The 19,808-nt window shown below is 66.8% G+C and carries 19 protein-coding genes; 6 read left to right on the forward strand and 13 right to left on the reverse strand.

Annotated features, from left to right (window positions below; translation table 11 throughout):
* Nucleotides 1-260 precede the first annotated feature (260 nt).
* The 8 genes from ACE3Q6_RS19970 to ACE3Q6_RS20005 all read right to left on the reverse strand — a co-directional run bounded on the left by ACE3Q6_RS19970 (nucleotide 261) and on the right by ACE3Q6_RS20005 (nucleotide 9,460).
* On the reverse strand, nucleotides 261-1,883 hold the full coding sequence (locus ACE3Q6_RS19970; protein ID WP_374436355.1) for a dihydroxyacetone kinase subunit DhaK: 1,623 nt from the start codon (nucleotides 1,881-1,883) through the stop codon (nucleotides 261-263).
* Between the two features lie 12 nt (nucleotides 1,884-1,895).
* The gene (locus tag ACE3Q6_RS19975; RefSeq protein ID WP_374436358.1) at nucleotides 1,896-2,888 is read right to left on the reverse strand and encodes an ABC transporter ATP-binding protein; all 993 of its coding nucleotides are present in this window, start codon (nucleotides 2,886-2,888) and stop codon (nucleotides 1,896-1,898) included.
* A complete protein-coding gene (locus tag ACE3Q6_RS19980) occupies nucleotides 2,881-3,975 on the reverse strand; it encodes an ABC transporter ATP-binding protein (protein WP_374436360.1) in 1,095 nt (364 codons plus the stop codon). Before ACE3Q6_RS19980 ends, ACE3Q6_RS19975 begins: the two co-directional genes overlap by 8 nt.
* A 2-nt stretch (nucleotides 3,976-3,977) precedes the next feature.
* Nucleotides 3,978-4,166 (reverse strand): hypothetical protein, encoded by a 189-nt coding sequence (locus tag ACE3Q6_RS19985; protein WP_374436363.1) that lies wholly within the window; start codon nucleotides 4,164-4,166, stop codon nucleotides 3,978-3,980.
* 85 nt (nucleotides 4,167-4,251) lie between these two features.
* Nucleotides 4,252-5,193, reverse strand: a complete 942-nt coding sequence (locus ACE3Q6_RS19990; protein ID WP_374436365.1) for a carbohydrate ABC transporter permease — start codon at nucleotides 5,191-5,193, stop codon at nucleotides 4,252-4,254.
* A gap of 670 nt (nucleotides 5,194-5,863) precedes the next feature.
* Nucleotides 5,864-6,811 (reverse strand): carbohydrate ABC transporter permease, encoded by a 948-nt coding sequence (locus ACE3Q6_RS19995; RefSeq protein WP_374436425.1) that lies wholly within the window; start codon nucleotides 6,809-6,811, stop codon nucleotides 5,864-5,866.
* Between the two features lie 108 nt (nucleotides 6,812-6,919).
* On the reverse strand, nucleotides 6,920-8,242 hold the full coding sequence (locus ACE3Q6_RS20000) for an ABC transporter substrate-binding protein (RefSeq protein ID WP_374436367.1): 1,323 nt from the start codon (nucleotides 8,240-8,242) through the stop codon (nucleotides 6,920-6,922).
* A gap of 153 nt (nucleotides 8,243-8,395) precedes the next feature.
* Nucleotides 8,396-9,460: a LacI family DNA-binding transcriptional regulator gene (locus ACE3Q6_RS20005; RefSeq protein ID WP_374436369.1), complete on the reverse strand. Its 1,065-nt coding sequence runs from the start codon at nucleotides 9,458-9,460 to the stop codon at nucleotides 8,396-8,398.
* Nucleotides 9,461-9,593: 133 nt separating this feature from the next.
* On the opposite strand from ACE3Q6_RS20005, the gene ACE3Q6_RS20010 reads away from it, so the two are divergent.
* The 3 genes from ACE3Q6_RS20010 to ACE3Q6_RS20020 all read left to right on the forward strand — a co-directional run bounded on the left by ACE3Q6_RS20010 (nucleotide 9,594) and on the right by ACE3Q6_RS20020 (nucleotide 12,179).
* Nucleotides 9,594-10,235: an SGNH/GDSL hydrolase family protein gene (locus ACE3Q6_RS20010; RefSeq protein ID WP_374436371.1), complete on the forward strand. Its 642-nt coding sequence runs from the start codon at nucleotides 9,594-9,596 to the stop codon at nucleotides 10,233-10,235.
* A gap of 63 nt (nucleotides 10,236-10,298) precedes the next feature.
* On the forward strand, nucleotides 10,299-11,429 hold the full coding sequence (locus ACE3Q6_RS20015; protein WP_374436373.1) for an aromatic ring-hydroxylating dioxygenase subunit alpha: 1,131 nt from the start codon (nucleotides 10,299-10,301) through the stop codon (nucleotides 11,427-11,429).
* A gap of 42 nt (nucleotides 11,430-11,471) precedes the next feature.
* On the forward strand, nucleotides 11,472-12,179 hold the full coding sequence (locus ACE3Q6_RS20020; RefSeq protein WP_374436375.1) for a sirohydrochlorin chelatase: 708 nt from the start codon (nucleotides 11,472-11,474) through the stop codon (nucleotides 12,177-12,179).
* Nucleotides 12,180-12,220: 41 nt separating this feature from the next.
* Here the strand turns inward: ACE3Q6_RS20020 and ACE3Q6_RS20025 are convergent, their stop codons facing one another.
* From ACE3Q6_RS20025 to ACE3Q6_RS20040, 4 genes are all read right to left on the reverse strand, one after another.
* Nucleotides 12,221-13,606, reverse strand: coding sequence for a glutamine synthetase family protein (locus tag ACE3Q6_RS20025; RefSeq protein WP_374436377.1), 1,386 nt, complete (start codon nucleotides 13,604-13,606; stop codon nucleotides 12,221-12,223).
* Nucleotide 13,607: 1 nt separating this feature from the next.
* The gene (locus ACE3Q6_RS20030; protein WP_374436378.1) at nucleotides 13,608-14,981 is read right to left on the reverse strand and encodes an aspartate aminotransferase family protein; all 1,374 of its coding nucleotides are present in this window, start codon (nucleotides 14,979-14,981) and stop codon (nucleotides 13,608-13,610) included.
* A 130-nt stretch (nucleotides 14,982-15,111) separates the two neighbouring features.
* Nucleotides 15,112-16,275: an L-lactate dehydrogenase gene (locus tag ACE3Q6_RS20035; protein WP_374436381.1), complete on the reverse strand. Its 1,164-nt coding sequence runs from the start codon at nucleotides 16,273-16,275 to the stop codon at nucleotides 15,112-15,114.
* Between the two features lie 157 nt (nucleotides 16,276-16,432).
* On the reverse strand, nucleotides 16,433-16,849 hold the full coding sequence (locus tag ACE3Q6_RS20040; protein WP_374436382.1) for a MarR family winged helix-turn-helix transcriptional regulator: 417 nt from the start codon (nucleotides 16,847-16,849) through the stop codon (nucleotides 16,433-16,435).
* 124 nt (nucleotides 16,850-16,973) lie between these two features.
* On the opposite strand from ACE3Q6_RS20040, the gene ACE3Q6_RS20045 reads away from it, so the two are divergent.
* Nucleotides 16,974-17,285 carry a hypothetical protein gene (locus tag ACE3Q6_RS20045; RefSeq protein ID WP_374436384.1) on the forward strand — a complete coding sequence of 104 codons (312 nt, stop codon included), beginning with the start codon at nucleotides 16,974-16,976 and terminating at the stop codon, nucleotides 17,283-17,285.
* A 100-nt stretch (nucleotides 17,286-17,385) separates the two neighbouring features.
* On the opposite strand, the gene trpA is transcribed toward ACE3Q6_RS20045, so the two are convergent.
* Nucleotides 17,386-18,177 (reverse strand): tryptophan synthase subunit alpha, encoded by a 792-nt coding sequence (trpA, locus tag ACE3Q6_RS20050; protein WP_374436386.1) that lies wholly within the window; start codon nucleotides 18,175-18,177, stop codon nucleotides 17,386-17,388.
* A 113-nt stretch (nucleotides 18,178-18,290) separates the two neighbouring features.
* Between trpA and ACE3Q6_RS20055 the strand changes: the two genes are divergently transcribed.
* Together ACE3Q6_RS20055 and ychF are read left to right on the forward strand one after the other, a co-directional pair.
* Nucleotides 18,291-18,488, forward strand: a complete 198-nt coding sequence (locus ACE3Q6_RS20055) for a hypothetical protein (protein ID WP_374436388.1) — start codon at nucleotides 18,291-18,293, stop codon at nucleotides 18,486-18,488.
* 66 nt (nucleotides 18,489-18,554) lie between these two features.
* Nucleotides 18,555-19,652: a redox-regulated ATPase YchF gene (ychF, locus tag ACE3Q6_RS20060; RefSeq protein WP_374436390.1), complete on the forward strand. Its 1,098-nt coding sequence runs from the start codon at nucleotides 18,555-18,557 to the stop codon at nucleotides 19,650-19,652.
* Nucleotides 19,653-19,808: the final 156 nt, after the last annotated feature.

The following is a 19,808-nucleotide window of genomic DNA, read 5'->3' on the forward strand; positions in this document are numbered from 1 at the left end:
ACCCCGACCCTCTCCCCCGAGGGGAGAGGGGGCGCCAGGGGCTGGGGTTCGGTCCTGGGGGCCGCAAGGGAGTCGCCTCTGGCTGGCGGCCGGGGGTTTCACACCCCCGGACCCCCGTGGGATATTTGGGGCCAGGTGAAAGGGATAAGAGGTTAGCCCTCAAGTGCAGCTTCCAACTGTGCACTCTGGCCTACGATGGCGCGGGCTTGTCGCTATAAATGCCTGCCTGCGGGAGATGACAGCTGGGGCGGGGCGCGGTGTCAGCCCTTGGCGAGGTCCTCGAACAGTCGCGCGACGCCTTCTGCGCCCGGGTCATTGTGGCCCTTGAGCTTGTCGGCGGCGAGGTAGCTGGCGCGGCCGGCCTTGGCGCGGGTCATCTGGGCGGTGGCGTTGGCGCCCTCGCGGGCGGCTTTGGCGGCTTGCGCCACTCCGTTGGGCAGGGCGGCGAGGGCGGGGGCGAGGGCGTCGATCATGGTGCGGTGGCCGGGGGCGGCTCCGCCGACTTGCATCACTCGGTCCAGACCTGCGGTCAACGCGCCAATCCAGGTCTTGCCGGAGGCGCTCGCGTCGCCCGCGGCGGCGAAGAAGATGGCGAGGAGGACGCCGCTGGAGCCGCCCATGGTCTGGCTCAGTTCCATGCCGATTGCGCGGTAGAGTTGGGTAGGGTCGGCGAGGGGGAGGCGGTCGAGGGCGGCGTGGAGGGCGCGGGCGGCCCCGGCAAGCGTGCTGCCGGTGTCGCCGTCTCCCGACTTGGCGTCGAGGGTGTTGAGGTCGGCTTCGACGGCGACCAGGGCCTTGCAGCAGCGCTCGATCAGCGCGCGGCGGGCGGGGTGGGCGCTTGGCACCGGCTGGATCGGCGCGAGGCCGTCGGGGAGCGGTTTGACGACGACCTGTCCGAACGGGGAGAGGCCGGGCCAAGCATGGGGGGCCACGGGGGCGGCGAGGGAGGTGACCTGGGCGTGGTCGACGGGGAGGAGCGAGACCGAGAAGCCGTGCATGTCGAGCGAGGTCATCAGGGGGGCGGGGCCGATCATCCATTTGACCTTCCCGCCCAAGGGGGAGCGGGCGAGTTCTTCGGCGAGGACGGACATTTCGAGCGGCGTGGTGGAGCCGAGGTTGTTGAGGAGCGCGACGTGGTCGCCGGGACCGGTGTGGGGCAGGAGTTTTTCGGCCACCATCTGCATGGCGGAGCGGGCGCCGGAGAAGTCGACCTGTTCGATCCCGGCCTCGCCGTGGATCCCGAGGCCGAGTTCGGCTTTTCCGGCGCTGATGCGGTCTTCCTTGGGGGAGCCGGGGACGGTGCAGGTGTCGAGCGACATGCCGATGGAGATGGCGCCCTTGATGACCTGGGTGGCGGCGGCGGTGATGGTGTCGAGGTCGGCGCCGGATTCGGCCATGGCCCCGGCGATCTTGTGGACGAAGAGGGTTCCGGCGACGCCGCGCGCCTGGGGGAGGTCGGGCAGCGCCACGTCGTCGTCGACGATGACCATGCTGACCTTGAGGCCGAAGGCGCGGGCGCGCTCGGCGGCGAGGCCGAAGTTCAGGCGGTCGCCGGTGTAGTTCTTCACGATGAGGAGGCAGCCGGCCTTGCCGGTGACGGCGAGGATGCCGGCGAGGACGGCGTCCACCGAGGGCGAGGCGAAGACGTCGCCGCAGACGGCGGCGGTGAGCATCCCCTGGCCGACGAAACCGGCGTGCGAGGGTTCATGGCCGGAGCCGCCTCCGCTGACGAGCGCGACCTTGGAGCGGTCCCAGTCGGTGCGGATGACGACGCGGATGTGGGGGTAGCCATCGAGGCGCGCGAGCTTGCCGCCGGAGGTTCTGAGGAGGCCGTCGATGGCTTCGGTGACGAGGCTCTCGCGCGAGTTCATGAACTGTTTCATGGGGTTGGCCTTTCAGATGCGGTTGCCGGAGGCGTCGAACCAGAGGGGGTTGTGGGGGCGGATCAGGAGGGTTTCGCCCGGTTTGAGGGCAGTGTGGGGTTCGGTGAGGGTGATGAGGCTGTGCAGCCCGAGGGAGAGGTGGAGGCGGGTCTGGTCGCCGAGGTGTTCTACCCTTTGGATGGTGGCGGGCTGGCCGTCGCCGACGTGGATGTGTTCGGGTCTGAGGCCGATCTGGGCGGCGTTTGGAGGGGCGTTTCCGAAGGCATCGGCGGGCAGGAGGTTGATGTGCGGCTGGCCGAGGCGGGAGGCGACGTAGGATGTGACGGGGTTTTCGTAGATCTCGCGCGGGGTGCCGAACTGGACGAGTTTGCCGTGGTCGAGGACGCCGACGTGGGTGGCCATGGTCATTGCCTCGATCTGGTCGTGGGTCACGTAGAGGAAGGTGGCGGCGAGGTCGTGGTGGATGCGCTTCAGCTCGATCCGGAGGTCGGCGCGGAGCTTGGCGTCGAGCGAGGAGAGGGGTTCGTCCATCAGGTAGATGCGGGGGTTGCGAACCAGTGCGCGGCCGATGGAGACGCGCTGCATCTCTCCGCCGGAAAGCGCCGTGGCCTTGTTGTCGAGCTTGTGGGGGATCCGCAGGACCTCGGCCACTTCTGCGACGCGCTTGGCGATCTGGTCCTCGGGCATCGCGATCATGGGGGAGCGGAGCGGGAAGGCCAGGTTGTCGCGGACGGTGAGGTGGGGGTAGAGCGAGTATTGCTGGAAGACCATCGCCACGTCGCGCTGGGCGGGGGTGTCTTGCAGGACGGACTGGCCGGCGATGCGGACGTCACCGGCGTCGGGTTTGTCGAGGCCGGCGATCAGGCGCAGGGTGGTGGTCTTGCCGGCGCCCGTGGGGCCGAGGAGGACGACGAAGGCTCCCGAGGGGATGGTCATGGTGACGTCCTGCAGGGCCTTGGTGGCGCCGAAGGATTTCGACAGGTGGGAGAGTTCGACCTCAGCCATGATGGACCCCGGCGTTGGCGGCAGTGCGGACGGCGCGGCCGGTGGTGGCGTCGAAGAGCGAGAGGCGGGGGGCGTTGAGGTGGAGGCCGGTGAGGTCTCCGGGCCTTGCGGGCGTGGTGGAGGGGGTGCGGGCTTTCACGGGGCCGAAGGGGGTGGAGAGGGTGACGATCTGGGTGGTGCCGAGGTATTCGGTGGCCTCGATCCGGCCCTTGATCGCGCCCGTGTCGGAAAGGGCGACGTGTTCGGGGCGGACGCCGAGGACCAGTTGGCCGCTGGCGGGTTCCTGGAGTTGGGGGAGGGTGATGGGGGTGTCTCCCAAAGTGACGCTCTCGGCCCCGGCGGTGGCGGTGCCGTCGAAGCGCAGGAAGTTCATCGCGGGGCTGCCGATGAAGTCGGCGACGAAGAGCGTGGCGGGGTGGTCGTAGATGTCCTGCGGGGTCCCGAACTGCTCGACGACGCCATGGTTCATCACGACGATCTTGTCGCCCATCTGCATGGCTTCCAGCTGGTCGTGGGTGACGTAGACGGTGGTGGCGTGCATCCGGTCGTGGAGGGCGCGGAGCTCCTCGGCCATGATCTCGCGGAATTCGGCGTCGAGGGCGCCAAGGGGTTCGTCCATCATGAAGGCCTTGGGGTTCCGCACGATGGCGCGGCCGAGGGCGACGCGCTGGCGGTCGCCTCCCGACAGGCCGCCGACGGGTTTGTCGAGCATGTGGTCGATGCGGAGAATCTTTGCGACCTCGGCGACCTTGCGCTGCACTTCGGCCTTGGGAACGCCCTGGGAAACAAGGGGATAGGCGATGTTCTTGCGGACGTTCATGTGCGGGTAGAGGGCGAACATCTGGAAGACCATCGCGATGTCGCGCTGGGAGGCGGGCTTTTGGCTGACGTCCTCACCGTCGATCAGGATCTCGCCGGAAGTGGGAAGTTCGAGGCCCGCGATCATGCGCAGGGTCGTGGTCTTGCCGCAGCCGGAAGGGCCGAGGAGCATGAAGAACTCACCGTCCTTGATGGTGAAGCTGGAACCCTTGACGGCGGTGAAGGCGCCGAATTCCTTGCGGAGGTTGCGGATGACGATTTCGGCCATGTCTATTCCGGGAAGTGGCTGGTGATGATGAACATCACGGTGCCGACGAGGGTCACGAGGAAGGACCAGGTGTAGGCCCAGAGGAAGAAGGGCTGCATCAGCATCACGACGCCGAGGGCGATCAGGATGGTGGCGAGCATCTCCCACGGACCGCGGCGGAGCCGGAGGAGGCCGTTGAAGAAAGCTGTCATCAGGCGCTCCTTTCCAGGTGAGTGGGCGGGTGGCTGGGGGCGGATGCCTCCGGCGGGGATATTTGGGCAAAGATGAAAGGCCGGGTCATTTGCGCACGGCTCCGAACGTGATCCCGCGCAGGAGGTGTTTCCGGAGGAGGATAGTGAAGATCATCACGGGGAGGAGGAACAGCGTCGCCCCGGCAGCCACGGCGGGCCAGTCCTGGCCGCCCACGCCGATGATCGTCGGGATGAAGGGCGGCGCGGTCTGGGCGTTGCCGGAGGTCAGGAGGACGGCGAAGGCGTATTCGTTCCAGGCGAAGATCAGGCAGAAGATCGCGGTCGAGGCGATGCCGGTGGCCGCCTGCGGCAGGACGACTTTGCGGAAGGCCTGGAAGCGGGTGTAACCGTCGATCAGGGCGGCCTCTTCGTATTCGCGCGGGATCTCGTCGATGAAGCCCTTCAGGAGCCAGACGGCGAGCGAGATGTTCACCGCGGTGTAGAGGAGGATCATCCCGAGATGCGTGTCGGAGAGGCCAAGTTCCCGGTACATCAGGTAGATCGGGATCGCGACGGCGATGGGGGGCATCATCCGGGTGGAGAGGATGAAGAAGAGGAGGTCATCCTTGAGTGGGACCTTGAAGCGGCTGAAGGCGTAGGCCGCGAGGGTGCCGAGGAAGATCGACAGCGCCGTGGAGCCGAAGCCGATGATGACCGAGTTCAGGAAGCGTTCGCCAAAGCGCGACGGGCCGGTGATGATGGTGCCCTGGCGGCGGGCGATTTCCTCCATCAGGCCTTCGGGCGGGGGTAGCGCTTCGAGTTCCGACACGGCGGGGCGGGTGCGGGTGGTGAAGAGGTTCACGTAGCCCTCGACCGTCGGGTCGAAGAACACCTTCGGCGGGTAGGAGATCGAGTCCGGGCCGGTCTTGAAGCTGGTGGAGATGATCCACACGAGCGGCAGAAGGGTGATGACCGTGTAGAGCGTGACAAGGCCGGCCGCGACCCATTTCGAGGCCTTGGAGGGTTCGGTGACGGAATAGGCGCTCATGGGCGCGCTCCTTTTCGGGCCGGGTGCCCCCCCACCCCATCCCTCCCCCACGCGGGGGGAGGCAGGAGCTTGGCGGTGGCTGTCAAGCCCAAGGGCCGGGCCGGGGAGGCTCCCCTCCCCCTGGTGGGGAGGGGTTGGGGGTGGGGGGCGACGGCGGTGGTCATGATCGAGGGCAGCGTCCGAAGCGCGCGGGAGGAGCGAAAGTGAGCGGAGGCGACCCAGCTCGAGGCTTTGGTTATGGAACAAGCGCTCATTGGTGCGCTCCATGTCTGGCGGGGCGCCCTTGGCTGGTGGCGTGGGGGCCGCCCCCCAGCAACCCCCCCCCCCCGGGGGGGGGGGGGGGGCGGGGGGTGGGGGGCTGGGGTGACGGTCGCGGAGATGATCGAGGCCACCGGCCGGAGCGTCGCGATCATGCACCGGGCAGCGCGGCGAGGAGCGGTGAAGGTCGGTGATTTCAAGGGATGGACGGCGCTCATCTGGGCGCTCCTGAATTGGCGGTGTGCACTTGGCTGGCGGCGGGTCCCCCCCACCCCAGCCCTCCCCCACCGCGGGGGGAGGGAGGCGCGGGATGGATGCGCCTGCGCAAGACGGAGGGGCCGGGAGGCTCCCCTCCCCCGCGTGGGGAGGGGCTGGGGGTGGGGGGCCGGGGCGAGGGTGAATGCGTGGGACATCACCGCTCCTTCACCTTGTTGAGCGCCTTCACGTAGATCGAGGCCAGGCCGAAGACGGTGACGAAGAGGATGATCGCGTAGGCCGAGGAATAGCCGGTGCGCCATTTCTCGAAGGCCTCGCGCTTGAGGTCGATGGAGGTGAGCAGCGTCTCGCTGCCCGGACCGCCGCCGGTCAGAAGGTTGACCATGTCGAACATCTTGAAGTTCTCGATGCCGCGGAAGAGGACGGCGAGCATCAGGAAGGGGAGCACCATCGGCACGGTGATCGTCCAGAACTGCCGCCACTTGGAGGCGCGGTCGACCTCGGCGGCCTCGTAGATGTAGTCGGGGATCGAGCGAAGGCCCGCGAGGCAGATCAGCATCACGAAGGGCGTCCACATCCAGGTGTCGACGATGACGATCGACCAGGGGGCCAGCCCGCCGGGGCCGAGCATCGAGAAGCTGGCGGCCGGTATGCCGGTGAAGAATTCGACGATGTAGTTCACCACGCCGATCTGCGGCTGGTAGAGGAAGGTCCAGAAGTTGCCCACGACGGCGGGGGACAGCATCATCGGCAGCACGATCAGCGTGGTCAGCAGGTCGTTGCCCTTGAACTTGCGGTTGATGAGCCAGGCCAGCGTGAAGCCGATCAGGACCTGAAAGAAGATCGTCCAGATCAGGAAATGCGCCGTGGTGGTCATGTTCGACCAGATGTCCTCATCGGTCAGGATGCGCTCGTAATTGCGCAGGCCGACCCATTTGACTTCGGCGTTGGGCTTGTTGGCGGCGTAGTTGGTGAACGAGAGGCGGACGGTCCAGATCAGCGGGAAGATGTTGATCGCGAGGAGAAGGAAGATCGTGGGGGCCACGAAGATCCAGGCGATGGTGCGGTCCGAGAGCCCGCGCACCTTGCGGGCAAGGGTCGGCGGGGTGGCTTGGGCCGCGATGTCGATGGGGTTTGCCATGATCCGGGTTCCGTCGGGGAATAGGTCCCCAGCCTACCCCCTTTGGTGATTGGGGGAAGGTGTTTGAAGGGTGCCCCCCTCCCCGCGCGGGAGAGGGGCAGGGTGGGGGGCTTAGAGCTTGCCTTCGTCCTCGAAGACTTCGGTCCAGTCGGCGATCAGGCCGTCCAGAGCCTCTTTCGCGGTGCCGTTGCCGGCGACCACATATTCATGGATGCGGGCTTGGCTCGCCTGGAGGAGCGAGGCGTAGGACGGCTCGGCCCAGAAGTCCTTCACGATGGCCATGCTGTCCAGGAAGGTCTGCGCGTAGGGCTGGCTGGTGGCGAAGGCCGGGTCCTCGACCACGGCGCGCAGGCAGGAGAAACCGCCCATCGACCACCACTTCTGCTGCACGTCCTGCTGGGCGAACCATTTGATGTAGGCCAGCGCGCCGTCCATGTTGTCGGTGTTGGCGACGACGCTGATCCCCTGACCGCCGAGCTGGGCGAATTTCTCGCCGTTCGGGCCGGCCGGGTTCACCAGGTAGCCGGTCTTGCCGCCGCCCACGTTGGGGTCGACCTCGAAGCCCGGCCAGGTGAAGGCGAAGTTCATCTGGAGCGCGACCTGGCCCGATTTGTAGGCGTCGATGCCTTCGCCCATGTAGGTGTTAGACGTGCCCGGCGCGACGCAGCAGTCATAAAGCGACTTGTAGAACTCCAGCCCCGCGACGGCGCCGTCAGAGTTGACGAAGCCTTCCATCTCGTAGGGCTTCTCCGGGTTGTCGTACTTGAAGCCGAAGGAATAGAGGACGTTCATCGCGCCCATGGTGATGCCTTCGGACCCGCGCTCTGTGTAGATCGAGGCGCCGTAGACGGTCTTCCCGTCGATCTCGCGGCCCTGGAAGAATTCGGCCACTTCCTTCAGTTCCGCCATGGTTGCGGGGGGCGTCAGGTCGCGGCCGGTCTTTTCCTTGAAGGCGGCCTGGATTTCGGGACGCTCGAACCAGTCCTTGCGGTAGGTCCAGCCGACCACGTCGCCGAAAGCGGGGAGTGACCAGTAGTTGGGCGTGTTCTTCGGCCATTCGGAGTAGCCGGTCACCGTGGCGGGGACGAAGGCGTCCATCGAGATGCCTTCGGCGGCGAAGAAGTCGTTCAGCTTGACGTACCAGCCGTTCTCGGCCGCGCCGCCGATCCACTGGCTGTCGCCGATCATCAGGTCGCAGAGCTGCCCGCCCGAGTTCAGCTCGTTCAGCATACGGTCGGCGAAGTTGGGCCAGGGGACGAACTCGAAGTTCATCTTGATGCCCGACTGCGCCTCGAAGTCCTTGGACAGTTCGACCAGCGCGTTGGCCGGGTCCCAGGCGGCCCAGCAGAGGGTGAGTTCGCTGCCTTGAGCGCTGGCTTGTGTTGCCCAGACCAGCGCGATGGCCGCCGAGGCGGCGAGTGACGTCCGTTTCATGCGTTCCTCCCGGTTTGATGGAAATGGACCCGTGGCCGGGCCTTCTTTGGATTGCGGTGACCATAGGCAGGGTCAAAGGGACCTGTAAAGCATTTTTGAGGAACGTACCTCATTTTCCTCGACGCGCCTGTGTCAAAGCGATTTGAGATGGCCTCAGGAGGCCTTGTCGTCGGAAACCTGGCGGGTGGAATCGGGCAGGGCGGGGAGGTTTTCGCGCAGGACGATCTCGATTCGGATTTGTTCCTGACCCTCGTCCAGCGGCTGGTTGTCAGCCTTGGCGCGCAGCACGCGAAGGGTGGATCGGGCGAGGTGTCCGATGTTCTGAGTGATGACGGCGGTGATGCTGCCCCGTTCCAGCGCGATGCGGACGTGCGGGGTCAGTTCGTGGCAGATGACGGTCAGCTTCCCGGAAAGCCCCATATCATCAAGGGTTTGCGTCAAGGTCCGGCTTCCGCCGCCCATCGCGTAGATTCCCCTGACATGGGGCGCATTGCCCAGCATCTCGGCCACCACCTGCCGGAGGGTGGTGGGAGAGCCGTGGGTTTCCAGCGACTGAAGGACCTCAAGCCCGGGAAAGTCGCGCTGCATCACCTCGTCAAAACCGCGGCGGCGTTCGATCATGTCGCGGGCCAGAAGCGACTGGCCAAGGACCATGACCTGCCCGGGGCCTCCGCCAAGGAAGCGGCCCATCATCACGCCGGCGGTCCGTCCAGCGGCGCGGTTGTCGATCCCGACGAAATGGTCGGCGTTGGGCAGGTCGGAGACCAGCGCCACCACGGGGATGCCCTTGGCGCGCAGGGACCGGACCGCGTCCCGCACCACGGGTGTCTCGGGGGCCATCAGTGCCACACCGACATAATCCCGCTGGACGAGGGTGGCGAGGAGGGCGGCCAGCGCATGCGGGTCCTCGGCGGGGAAGCGGTGCAGCTTCAGCTCGGTCCGGCTGGTGGCGGCGGCAGAGCCGGCCTCGGTCAGCGCCTCGGCAAGGCTTTGAATGAATTGGCTTTCCGTGTCGGGTAGCAGGACGGCCACGCGGTAGGAGCGGCCCCGCGCCAGGTTCGCGGCGGTCAGGTCGCGGACATAGCCCAGCCTGGCGATGGCCTCGTTCACCGCGCGGATGGTCTTTTCGCGAACGCCGGGCCGGGCATTCAGGACGCGGTCGACCGTGGCAAGGCTGACCCCAGCCTCGCGGGCGATATCGTTGACAGTTGGCCGCAAGGCGGGCTCCAGGTTTCCGGCATCAAGTATCCGACGCAGGCTGAGGTACGTCAATCAGCTTCTGGCAATGCTTTTCTCGTTCAAGACTGCGGACGGGGCGGCTAGGCTGGGGAAAATCGATGGGGAGGTAGCCATGACCAGAACGATCCTGCTGTTCGGCGACAGCAACACGCACGGCACGATTCCGATGCCCGACCTGGACGGTGCGGGTCGGTTCGACCGCGATGAGCGTTGGGCCGGACGCCTCGCGAAGCTGCTGCCGGAGTGGGAGGTCATCACGGAGGGGCACCCCGGGCGGACCACGGTCCACGACGACCCGGTCGAGGGCGAGCATCGCAACGGCCTGACCGTCCTGCCGGCGCTTCTGGAAAGCCACAAGCCCATCGACGTGGTACTGGTCATGCTGGGTACCAACGACCTGAAGCCCCGCTTTTCGGTCAACGCCGCGGACATCGGTCATTCGCTGGAGCGGGTGGTGCGCGTCATCCGGGCCAGCGATTGCGGGCCGGGGGGCAAGGCCCCGGAGGTGCTGCTGGTCGCCCCGCCGCCGATCATCGAGGTGGGCTGTCTGAAGGAGATGTTCGCGGGCGGGGCGGCGAAGTCGCAGCGGCTGGCCGCCGAGGTGGAAGCGGCGGCGAAGCGGGTGGGCGTGCCGTTCCTGGATGCGGGGCAGGTGGTCAAGGTGTCTCCGGTGGATGGCATCCACTATGATGCCGAGGCGAACCCCAAGCTGGCCGAGGCTTTCGCGGCGGCGATCAGGGCGCATTTCCCCTGAAGCTGTCGGATTTCTGCTGGAACGGCGGGCCGTCGGGGCGCAAGCTGGCGGCAGGAGGCCCCCATGACCCAGCACGACCCCACGCTTGCCATCGCGGAACTGCGCGCCAATGTCTCGGTCCCCTTTGAACGGGCGCGGGCGATGCCGAAGTCGGTCTACACCTCGCCGGATTTCGCGAAGGCCGAGGAGGAGCACATTTTCGCGCGTGAGTGGCTTTGCGCGGGCCGGGCGGATGCCTTGCCGAACCCTGGCGACTACCTGACGATGGTCATCGCCGGAGAGCCGGTGATCATCCTGCGCGACCGCGAGGGCGTCTTGCGCGGCATGTCCAACGTCTGCCGCCACCGGATGAGCACTTTGCTGGAAGGCCGGGGGAATGTGCGGTCGATCGTCTGCCCGTACCACGCCTGGACCTACAACCTCGACGGGTCGCTTAGGGGTGCGCCCGCGATGGCGCGGAACGAGGGGTTCTGCAAGGAAGACGTGAAGCTTCCTTCGGTTCGGGTGGAGGACTGGCAGGGCTGGATCATGGTGACGCTGAATCCGGACGCGCCCCCGGTGGCGGAACGGCTGGCGGGGGTGGATCGGCTGGTGGGCCACCTGCCGATGCAGGACTACCGCGAGGTCTTCCGGGAGGAGTTCCGCTGGGACACGAACTGGAAGGTCCTGGCCGAGAATTTCATGGAAAGCTACCACCTGCCGGTCTGCCATGCCGGGACCATCGGCGGGGCGTCGGACCTGAACAAGATGGAATGCCCCGAGGGCGAAGAGGCGTTCAACTACCACTGGATCATCAAGAACGACCTGGTGCCGTTGGCCTTGGCGCATCCGTCGAACACGGTGTTGCAGGGGGATGACCGGCGGATCACCTGGCTTCTGGCGATCTACCCCGCTTTGCTGATCACGCTGACGCCGGGGTACTTTTGGTACCTGTCGCTGACGCCCGACGGTCCTGGCTCGGTCCGGGTGCTGTTCGGTGGCGGGATGAGCGCGGAGTGGATGGCCGATCCCGAGGCCGAGGCGCATCTGGCATCGGTCAAGGCGCTTCTGGACGACGTGAACGTCGAGGACAAGGGCTGCGTCGAGAAGGTCTGGAAGGGCCTCTGCGCGGGGATGTCCAGCCCAGGGGCGCTGAGCCACCTGGAGCGGCCGAACTACGACTTCGCCCGCTATATCGCGAGTCGGATGCCGTAGACCGGGGTTGACCCCGGCGCTTTGCGCGTCACCTATCGGCGCATGATGAAGCATGCCCTGATCGTGGCCCACGGCCAACCCTCGGACCCCCGCCCTGCCGGGGCGGCGCTGGAGGCCTTGGCAGCGAGAGTGGAGGCTCTGCTTCCCGGATGGTCGGTCGGGGCGGCGACGCTGGCCGAGGAGGGGGCGATTGCGCGGGCCGTGGCCGGGCGGCCGGGGGGCGTTGTCTTCCCGATGTTCATGGCGGGGGGCTGGTTCACCAAGGTGCAGATCCCGAAGAAGTTGGCCGAGGTGGGGGCCGTCGGCTGGACCGTTCTGGAGCCGTTCGGGTGTGATCCTGCGGTGCATGATCTTTGCGTGACCCTGGTGCGCGAGGCCGGGGTGCGCGAGGTGATCCTTGCGGCGCATGGGTCGTTCAAGTCCTCGGTGCCGTCGGACATTGCGGTGCATGTCGCCGGGCGGATCGCCGGGGAGGCTGGGGCCGAGGTCGCGGCGGGGTTCATCGATCAGGAGCCGCAGTTGTCGTCGCTGACCGGGCGGGGCGGAGTCTGCCTGCCGTTCTTCGCGGCCGAGGGTGGGCATGTAAGCGAGGACATTCCGACGGCCCTTGCTGAGGCAGGGTTCACCGGGCGCATCCTGCCGCCGGTGGGGCTGGACGCGCGGGTGCCTGGGATCATCGCGGCGGCGATTGCGCGGGGCGTGCCGGTCTGTTCCGGGGCCTGCCGGTGGGCGGTGAGCCGGATCCTTTGAAGGATCCGGACCGATTTCTTTGAAGAAATCGGCCCCTGTGGTCAGACCGTGTGCAGGTACAGGTCGAAGTCCACCTCGCTGACCGTGCGCATCACGCGCGCATATTCGGCGGCCATGATCGCGGTGAAGGTGCGGTGCATGTCCTCGCCCAGCGCGTCCTGCAGGAAGGTGGAGCGCTTGGCGGCGTCGATGGCGGATTTCCAGTCGGCGGGGATTTCGGCGCCGGATTCGTCCTCATAGCCGTTGCCGGTGGTTTCCGGGCCCGGGTCGATCTGTTCCTTCAGGCCCTTGCGGACGCCTGCGAGGACGGTGGCGGCCACGAGGTAGGGGTTGGCGTCCACGCCTGCGGGGCGGTGTTCGATGCGGCGGGCCTTGATGTCCCCCGCCGGGATGCGCAGCGCGACGGAGCGGTTGTTGACGCCCCAGGTGGGGGAGACCGGCGCATAAGATTGGCTCGCAAACCGGCGCCAGGAGTTGGCGTGGGGGGCGAAGACCAGCATCGATTCCCCCATCGTTGCCTTCAGGCCGCCGAGGGCGTGGAGGATGGTGGGGTTCCACTTGCCTTCGTCTTTCTCGATGAAGACGTTCTTGCCCTTGTCGTCCAGAAGCGAGACGTGGAAGTGCATGCCCGAGCCCGCGTAGTTCTCGTTGGGCTTGGCCATGAAGCAGGCGACGACGCCATGCGCGCGGGCCTGCGCCCGGACGATGCGCTTCAGGCGCATCAGGTCGTCGGCGGCCTGCATGACGTTCTCGCGGTAGTGCAGCGTTAGCTCGTACTGGCCGGGGGCGTATTCGGAGATGAGCGTCTCGGCCTTGATCCCGGCTTTCGCGGCGCCGGCGTAGATGTCTGAAAAGAGCGGCAGCATCCCGTGCAGGTGGTCCACCGAGTAGACCTCGGTCTTGCGGCTTGAGCGGCGGTCCAGCACGTCGCGGGCGGGCTGCATCTTGCCGTCGGGGCCGCGTTCGGGGTCGAGGAGGAAGAATTCCAGCTCGAACGCCCCTGCGGGGTGGAGGCCGTCTTGCGCGAGGAGGTCAACCTGCCGCTGCAGGGCGTGGCGGGGGTCCGAGGTCATCGGCGCGCCGTCGAGGGTGTACATCGACATGAACACCTCGCCGCGCGGGGGCTGGGTGTTGTGCAGGGGTTTCAGCGTGCCCGGGATCGGCCAGGCGCGCAGGTCGCCGTCGCCCTGGTCCCAGATGAGGCCCGTCTCGTGGACATCCTCGCCGCAGATGTCGAGGCCGAGGATGGAGATCGGAAGATGGCGGCCGTTGTTGTAAAAAGACAAAAGCTCATGCCGACGGATGATCTTTCCCCGGCCAATTCCGTTGGCGTCGTGCAGGATAATGTCAAAAGCCTCGATCTCGGGATGGGCGTCGAGGAAGGCTTGCGCCTCGGCTGGCGTGGAACCGGAGGGGCTGTTCGTCATGTCAGTTGGCCTTGAAGAGTTCGGTCAGGATGGCGTCGAAGCTGGCGATCAGGCGGTCGACCTGGGCCTTCTTCGTTGCCGGGCTGATCAGCATCATGTTGTGGAACGGCGCGATGAGCGTGCCGCGGTTGATCAGGCCGGTGTGGATCGCGGCCTCGACTTGGGGCTGGTGGGCGTAGCCGGCTTGCGTCCCGTTCTTGAGCGGGCCGGGGGCGCAGATGAACTCTACCCGCGCGCCGACGCGGACGACATGCCAGGGGGCCTGGTGCTTGTCGATGATCCTGGCGAGGCCGTGGGAGAGGCGTTCGGCCAGTTTCTCCATGTGGGCGTAGTTGTCCGGGGTCATGACCTCGGACAGGTTGGCGACCAGACAGGCGAATTGCATCGGGTTGGCGGAGAGCGTGGTGCCCATGCCGGTGCGGCCGGGCTCGCGCCTGGCGTCGGCCTCGTGATACCGCTTCGCGGTCTCGTCGGTGAGGCCCCAGACGGCGGTGGGCATGCCGCCCGCGACGCATTTTCCGACGACCAAGATGTCGGGGCGGAGCGAGTGGACGCGGGTGTAGCCGCCGAGGCCGGAGGAGATGGTGTGCGTCTCGTCGATGATGAGGAGCGCGTTGTATTTCTTCGACAATTGGCGGAGGCCGTCGTGGAAGCCAGCCTCGGGCAGGACCATGCAGGAGTTGGTCATCACCGGCTCGGTCAGGATCGCTGCGACGTCGCCTTTGGCCAGCGCGGCCTCGACCGAGGCGAGGTCGTTGAACTCGGCACAGACGGCGGTTTGGGTGAGGTCGTTGACCTGGCCGAGGAGGCCGGGGGAGTTGACGGTCTTGCCGTTTTCGAGGGAGACGAAGGTGTCATCTACCGTGCCGTGGTAGCAGCCGTTGAACACCAGGACCTTGGGCTTGCCGGTGATCGCGCGGGCGACGCGGAGGGCGAAGCGGTTGGCGTCGGTGGCGGTGGTGGCGATCTGCCAGCGGAAGGGGCCGAAACGGTCGGTCAAAAGGCGACCGGCGTCGAGCGCGGCCTCGGTCGGCAGCATGTAGGTGAGGCCGCGGCGGGCCTGGTGGCGGATGGCTTTGGCGACGGGCGCGGGGGAGTGGCCGAACATCGACCCGGTGTCGCCGAGGCAGAAGTCGTCGAGCGTCAGGCCGTCGATATCCTCGATCCTTGCGCCGTGAGCTTTGGCGACCAGGGGCAGGTGCGGCATCGGCCAGTCGGCCATCCAGTGCATCGGCACGCCGCCCAGGAAGGTGCCGGCGCCGTCCTTGAGCGCCTTCAGCGCCTTGGGGCGGGCCTTGGCGTAGATTTCGGCCTCGCGCTTGGCGAAAGCGGTCAGGCGGTCGGTGGAAATACCGGCGATGGTTTCGGCAGTCATGGCAGGCCCCGGGAACTGTCGCTGCGTTTATGCCGGAATTTGATCAAATAGCAAGAAGCTCCTCATCCGCCTTCGGCTTCTCGTCGTGGGGGGCAGCGAGGAGCGTCGAAGGCGGACGACGAGCGGGGTGTCAGGCCCAGCGGCCTTCGAAATCCTCTGGCACCAGCACGTTGTGGCGGCCCATGTTCTTCACATCGCGTTCGCCGCAGAGGGCCATGGTGATGTCCATTTCCTTCTTGATCACCTCCAGAGCCTTGGTCACGCCCGCCTCGCCCATCGCGCCGAGGCCGTGGATATAGGCGCGGCCGATCATCGTGCCCTTGGCCCCAAGCGACAGCGCCTTCAGCACGTCCTGGCCGGAGCGGATGCCGGAATCGAGCCAGACTTCGGTCTGGTCGCCGATGGCGCGCACGATGGAGGGGAGCATGCGGATAGAGCTGAGCGCCCCGTCGAGCTGCCGCCCGCCGTGGTTCGACACGATCACCGCGTCGGCCCCCATGTCGGCGGCCATCTTGGCGTCCTCGGGGTCAAGGACGCCCTTCAGGATGAACTTGCCCTTCCACTGGTCGCGGATGCGGGCGACCTTGGCCCAGTCGAGCTTGGGGTCGAACTGCTCGTTCGCCCAGGCCGCAAGGTCGGCGAGGTTGGTCACGCCCTTCACATGGCCCACGATGTTGCGGAACTGGCGGCGGGGGGTGCGGACCATCCCCATCGACCAGCGCGGCTTGGTCATCATGTTGATGATGTTGGGGATCGTCAGCTTCGGCGGCGACGACAGCCCGTTCTTCAGGTCCTTGTGGCGCTGGCCGAGGATCTGGAGGTCCAAGGTCAGGACCAGGGCCGAGCACTTTGCGGCCCGGGCGCGTTCGATGGCGGCGTCGACGAAATCCTCGTCCGTCATCACGTAAAGCTGGAACCAGAACGGGTCGGGGCTGGCGGCGGCCACGTCCTCGATGGAACAGATCGACATGGTGGAGAGCGTGAAGGGCACGCCGAATTTCGCGGCGGCGCGGGCGGCGTGGATCTCGCCGTCGGGGTGCTGCATCCCGCAGGAGCCGACGGGGGCCAGCGCTACGGGGATGGAGACCTTCTGCCCCGCCATCGTGCTTTCGAGGACGCGGCCCGACAGGTCACGGGCGACGCGCTGGCGGAAGCGGATCTGCGCGAAGTCGGAAGTGTTCTCGCGGAAGGTCTGCTCGGTATAGCTGCCGCTTTCGCAGTAGTCCCAGAACATCTTCGGCGTGCGCTTCTGGTGCAGGCGCTTCAGGTCCTCGATGCAGGTGATGACGGGCATGGGCAGCCTCCGGATTGGTCATCTTTGGTTACCAATCCGCGGGGCGCGGCGCAATGGAAATGCGGGGTCGCTTCTTTGCGATCCGATTGCTCCTGTCGAGTGTCTGGCGGCAGAGCTGACGGTGGTGGCCGGAATGTGGAAGGTGATGGCGCGGGGGTTAGCGCCCGATTGCCCTTCGGAGTAGAGCCTCCAGCTGGTCGAAGGCGTCGCTGCCAAGCCTTGCCCGCCAAGCGGCCTCGATCTGGAGCTTGATCCGGTCGGCGTCGCGCATCGCGGCCTCTCCGGCCGGGGTGAGGGTAATCCGGCGGGCGCGGGCGTCGGTCTCGTCGGGGCTGCGCCTGACGATGCCGTCGGCCTCCAGTTCGTCCACGAACTGCTGGACGGCCTGCTTGGTGAGCCCCGCCTTCTCGGCCAGGTCGCCCTGCCGGATGCCGTCGGGACCGATGTGGACCAGAAGGTTGCCGCGCGCCTGGGCGAACCAGCTGTGACCGGCGGCAGCCATTGCCGCAACGAACTCGCGCCGCCAGGCCTGCGTGGCCTGCCAGAGCGTCCAGCCGATGTGGTCCGGGACCATCCTTGCCCCCAATGGTCAAGTGACTTGACAATATGCAATGCACTGCCGATAGTCAAGCTACTAGACCAATTCCGGTCGGTTGCCAAGCGCCCCTGCCACGGCGGCGCGATGAAAGGATATTGTCATGACGGTTCTTGGAAAATCGGTGCTGGATGTGCTTTTGCCGGGCTTCACGCATCACGTCGACATCGGCCAGGGAGAGGACGCCCGGATGAGTTTCGGTGCCGGTGGTCTGGCGCAGATGGTGCTGCCCGGCAAGGCGCCGATGAACGGCGAATGGCACCAGCTGGACGACGGCTATCATGTCGCCTGGTCGGGCGGGCCCGAGGGGTCCTGGAAAATCGCGCACGACGTCGGAAGGCTGACCTATATCGACCCGACGGGACGCGAGGCCGGAACGGTCACCCGGATCGAGCCGATCCAGCGCTGGGCCTGAGAGAGCGGCGGCCGGGGCAACCCGGCCGTTCGCCCAAGAATTTTAAGCAAAATTCTTGGCAAATTTCTTCCTCAAGAAATTTGGCCCTCGGGCGCGCCGGTCAGGCCGAATGCGCACCCGCGGCGAGCGCCTTGACCTTGGCCAAGACCTCGGCCACCGGGACGCCCGCGCCGATGTCCTTGACGATCGCCGAACCCACGACGCAACCATCCGCGACGCTTGCGATGGCTCGGGCCTGGTCGGGCGTGTTGATCCCGAAGCCCACGATGATCGGGAGGCTCGTGGACCGCTTGATCCGTGCCACTTCCGGCGCCACGTCCCCGGCCTGGGCGGCGGCGGCCCCGGTGATCCCGGTGATCGACACGTAGTAGACGAAACCTGAGGTGTTCTGCAGGACCTTCGGGAGGCGCTTGTCGTCCGTGGTGGGGGTCGCGAGGCGGATGAAGTTCAGGCCCGCCGCCTGGGCGGGGATGCAAAGCTCGTCATCCTCCTCGGGCGGCAGGTCGACGACGATCAACCCGTCGATCCCGGCAGACTTGGCGTCCGCCAGGAAACGGTCGACACCCCGCGAATAGATCGGGTTGTAGTAGCCCATGAGGACGATGGGGGTCTTCTGGTCGCCCGCCCGGAAGGCGCGGACCATGGCCAGGACCTTATCCATCGTCATGCCCCCCTCCAGCGCGCGCTGGCCTGCGGCCTGGATCGTCGGACCATCGGCCATCGGGTCGGTGAACGGCATCCCGAGTTCGATCACGTCGACCCCGGCAGCGGGCAGGCCCTGCATCACGGCGAGGCTTATCGCCTCGTCCGGGTCACCACCCATGATATAGGCGACGAAGGCCTTCTTCCCCTCGGCCTTGAGCCGCGCGAAGGTGTCGTCGATCCGTGTCATGGCGTTCCCCCTTGTCAACGGCTCCATCTGCCACGGGCCGCGCGGGGAAATCAATGGGCGGCTTTGCGGGCCGCCGGGCTTGGAACCGGGCGCGGACATCCCATCTATGTGGCATGAACTACCTTCTCGCCCTCCTCCTGCCGCCCCTGTCCATCGTCCTGACCGGACGGCCGTTCCTTGGCATCCTGGTCTTCCCGATCTGGGTGCTCGCACTCATCTTCTCGGGCGGGCTGACGCATCCGATGTTCATCCTGCTGGCCTGGCTGCTGATCTTCCAGTCGCGGGAACGGTCAGAGCTGCAGCGAGACTGACAAGTCCGGCTTGCGCCGGGAAGGTCCGCGCCGTAGAGACAGCCCGCGCGCGCAACGGAGGGTGACATGGGTTTCAGGATGGGCATCGTCGGGCTGCCGAACGTGGGCAAGTCGACCCTCTTCAACGCGCTGACCCGGACGGCGGCGGCGCAGGCGGCGAACTTCCCGTTCTGTACCATCGAGCCGAACGTGGGCGAGGTCTCGGTCCCCGACGCGCGGCTTGAGAAGCTGGCGGCCATCGCCGGGTCGAAGCAGATCATCCCGACGCGCATGACCTTCGTCGACATCGCGGGCCTGGTGCGCGGCGCGTCCAAGGGCGAGGGGCTGGGCAACCAGTTCCTGGCCAACATCCGCGAATGCGACGCCATCGCCCATGTGCTGCGCTGCTTCGAGGACGGGGACATCACCCACGTGGAGGGCCGGATCGACCCGGTGGCGGACGCCGAGACCATCGAGACGGAGTTGATGCTGGCCGACATGGAATCGATCGAGCGTCGCCTGACCGCGCTGGCCAAGAAGCTGCGCGGTGGGGATCAGGAGGTTTTGGACCAGGACCGTCTCCTCCGCGCGGCGCTGGCGGTGCTGAATGAGGGCAAGCCGGCGCGGACGGTGCAGGTGGCGGCGGACGACCGCAAGCAGTGGCGGATGCTGCAGCTTCTGACGGCGAAGCCGGTGCTTTACGTCTGCAACGTCGAAGAGGCTTCGGCGGCCTCGGGCAACTCGCAGTCGGCCCGCGTGGCAGAGATGGCGGCCAAGCAGGGTGCGGCCTCGGTCGTGATCTCGGCCCGGATCGAGGAGGAGCTGGCGCAACTCCCCGAGGACGAGGCGGCGATGTTCCTGGAGGAAATGGGGCTGCACGAGGCGGGGCTGGATCGCCTGATCAAGGCGGGCTACGCGCTTCTGGGCTTGCAGACCTATTTCACCGTCGGGCCGAAGGAGGCGCGGGCCTGGACGATTTCGAAGGGGACTCTTGCGCCGCAGGCGGCGGGGGTGATCCACGGGGATTTCGAGAAGGGGTTCATCCGGGCGGAAACCGTGGCCTACGACGACTACATCGCCGGGAACGGCGAGGCGGGCGCCAAGGAAGCGGGCAAGTTCCGGGTCGAGGGCAAGACCTATGAGGTGAAGGACGGGGACGTGCTGCACTTCCTGTTCAACGCCTGACCTGTCCACGGTGGACAGGGTTTCCGTCTGAGTGATTTCAAGGAGTTGGGCGCGGGCGTTAGGGTGGTGTTAACACTCTGACGTGCCGCTCGTCGTGCGCTTCGCTTCTCCTCAATGGTGCGGAGAGGCTCGTCGTGCACTTCGTTTCTCCTCGCC

Origin of the sequence: Tabrizicola sp. (assembly GCF_041913445.1) — a bacterium.
Lineage (GTDB): Bacteria > Pseudomonadota > Alphaproteobacteria > Rhodobacterales > Rhodobacteraceae > Tabrizicola.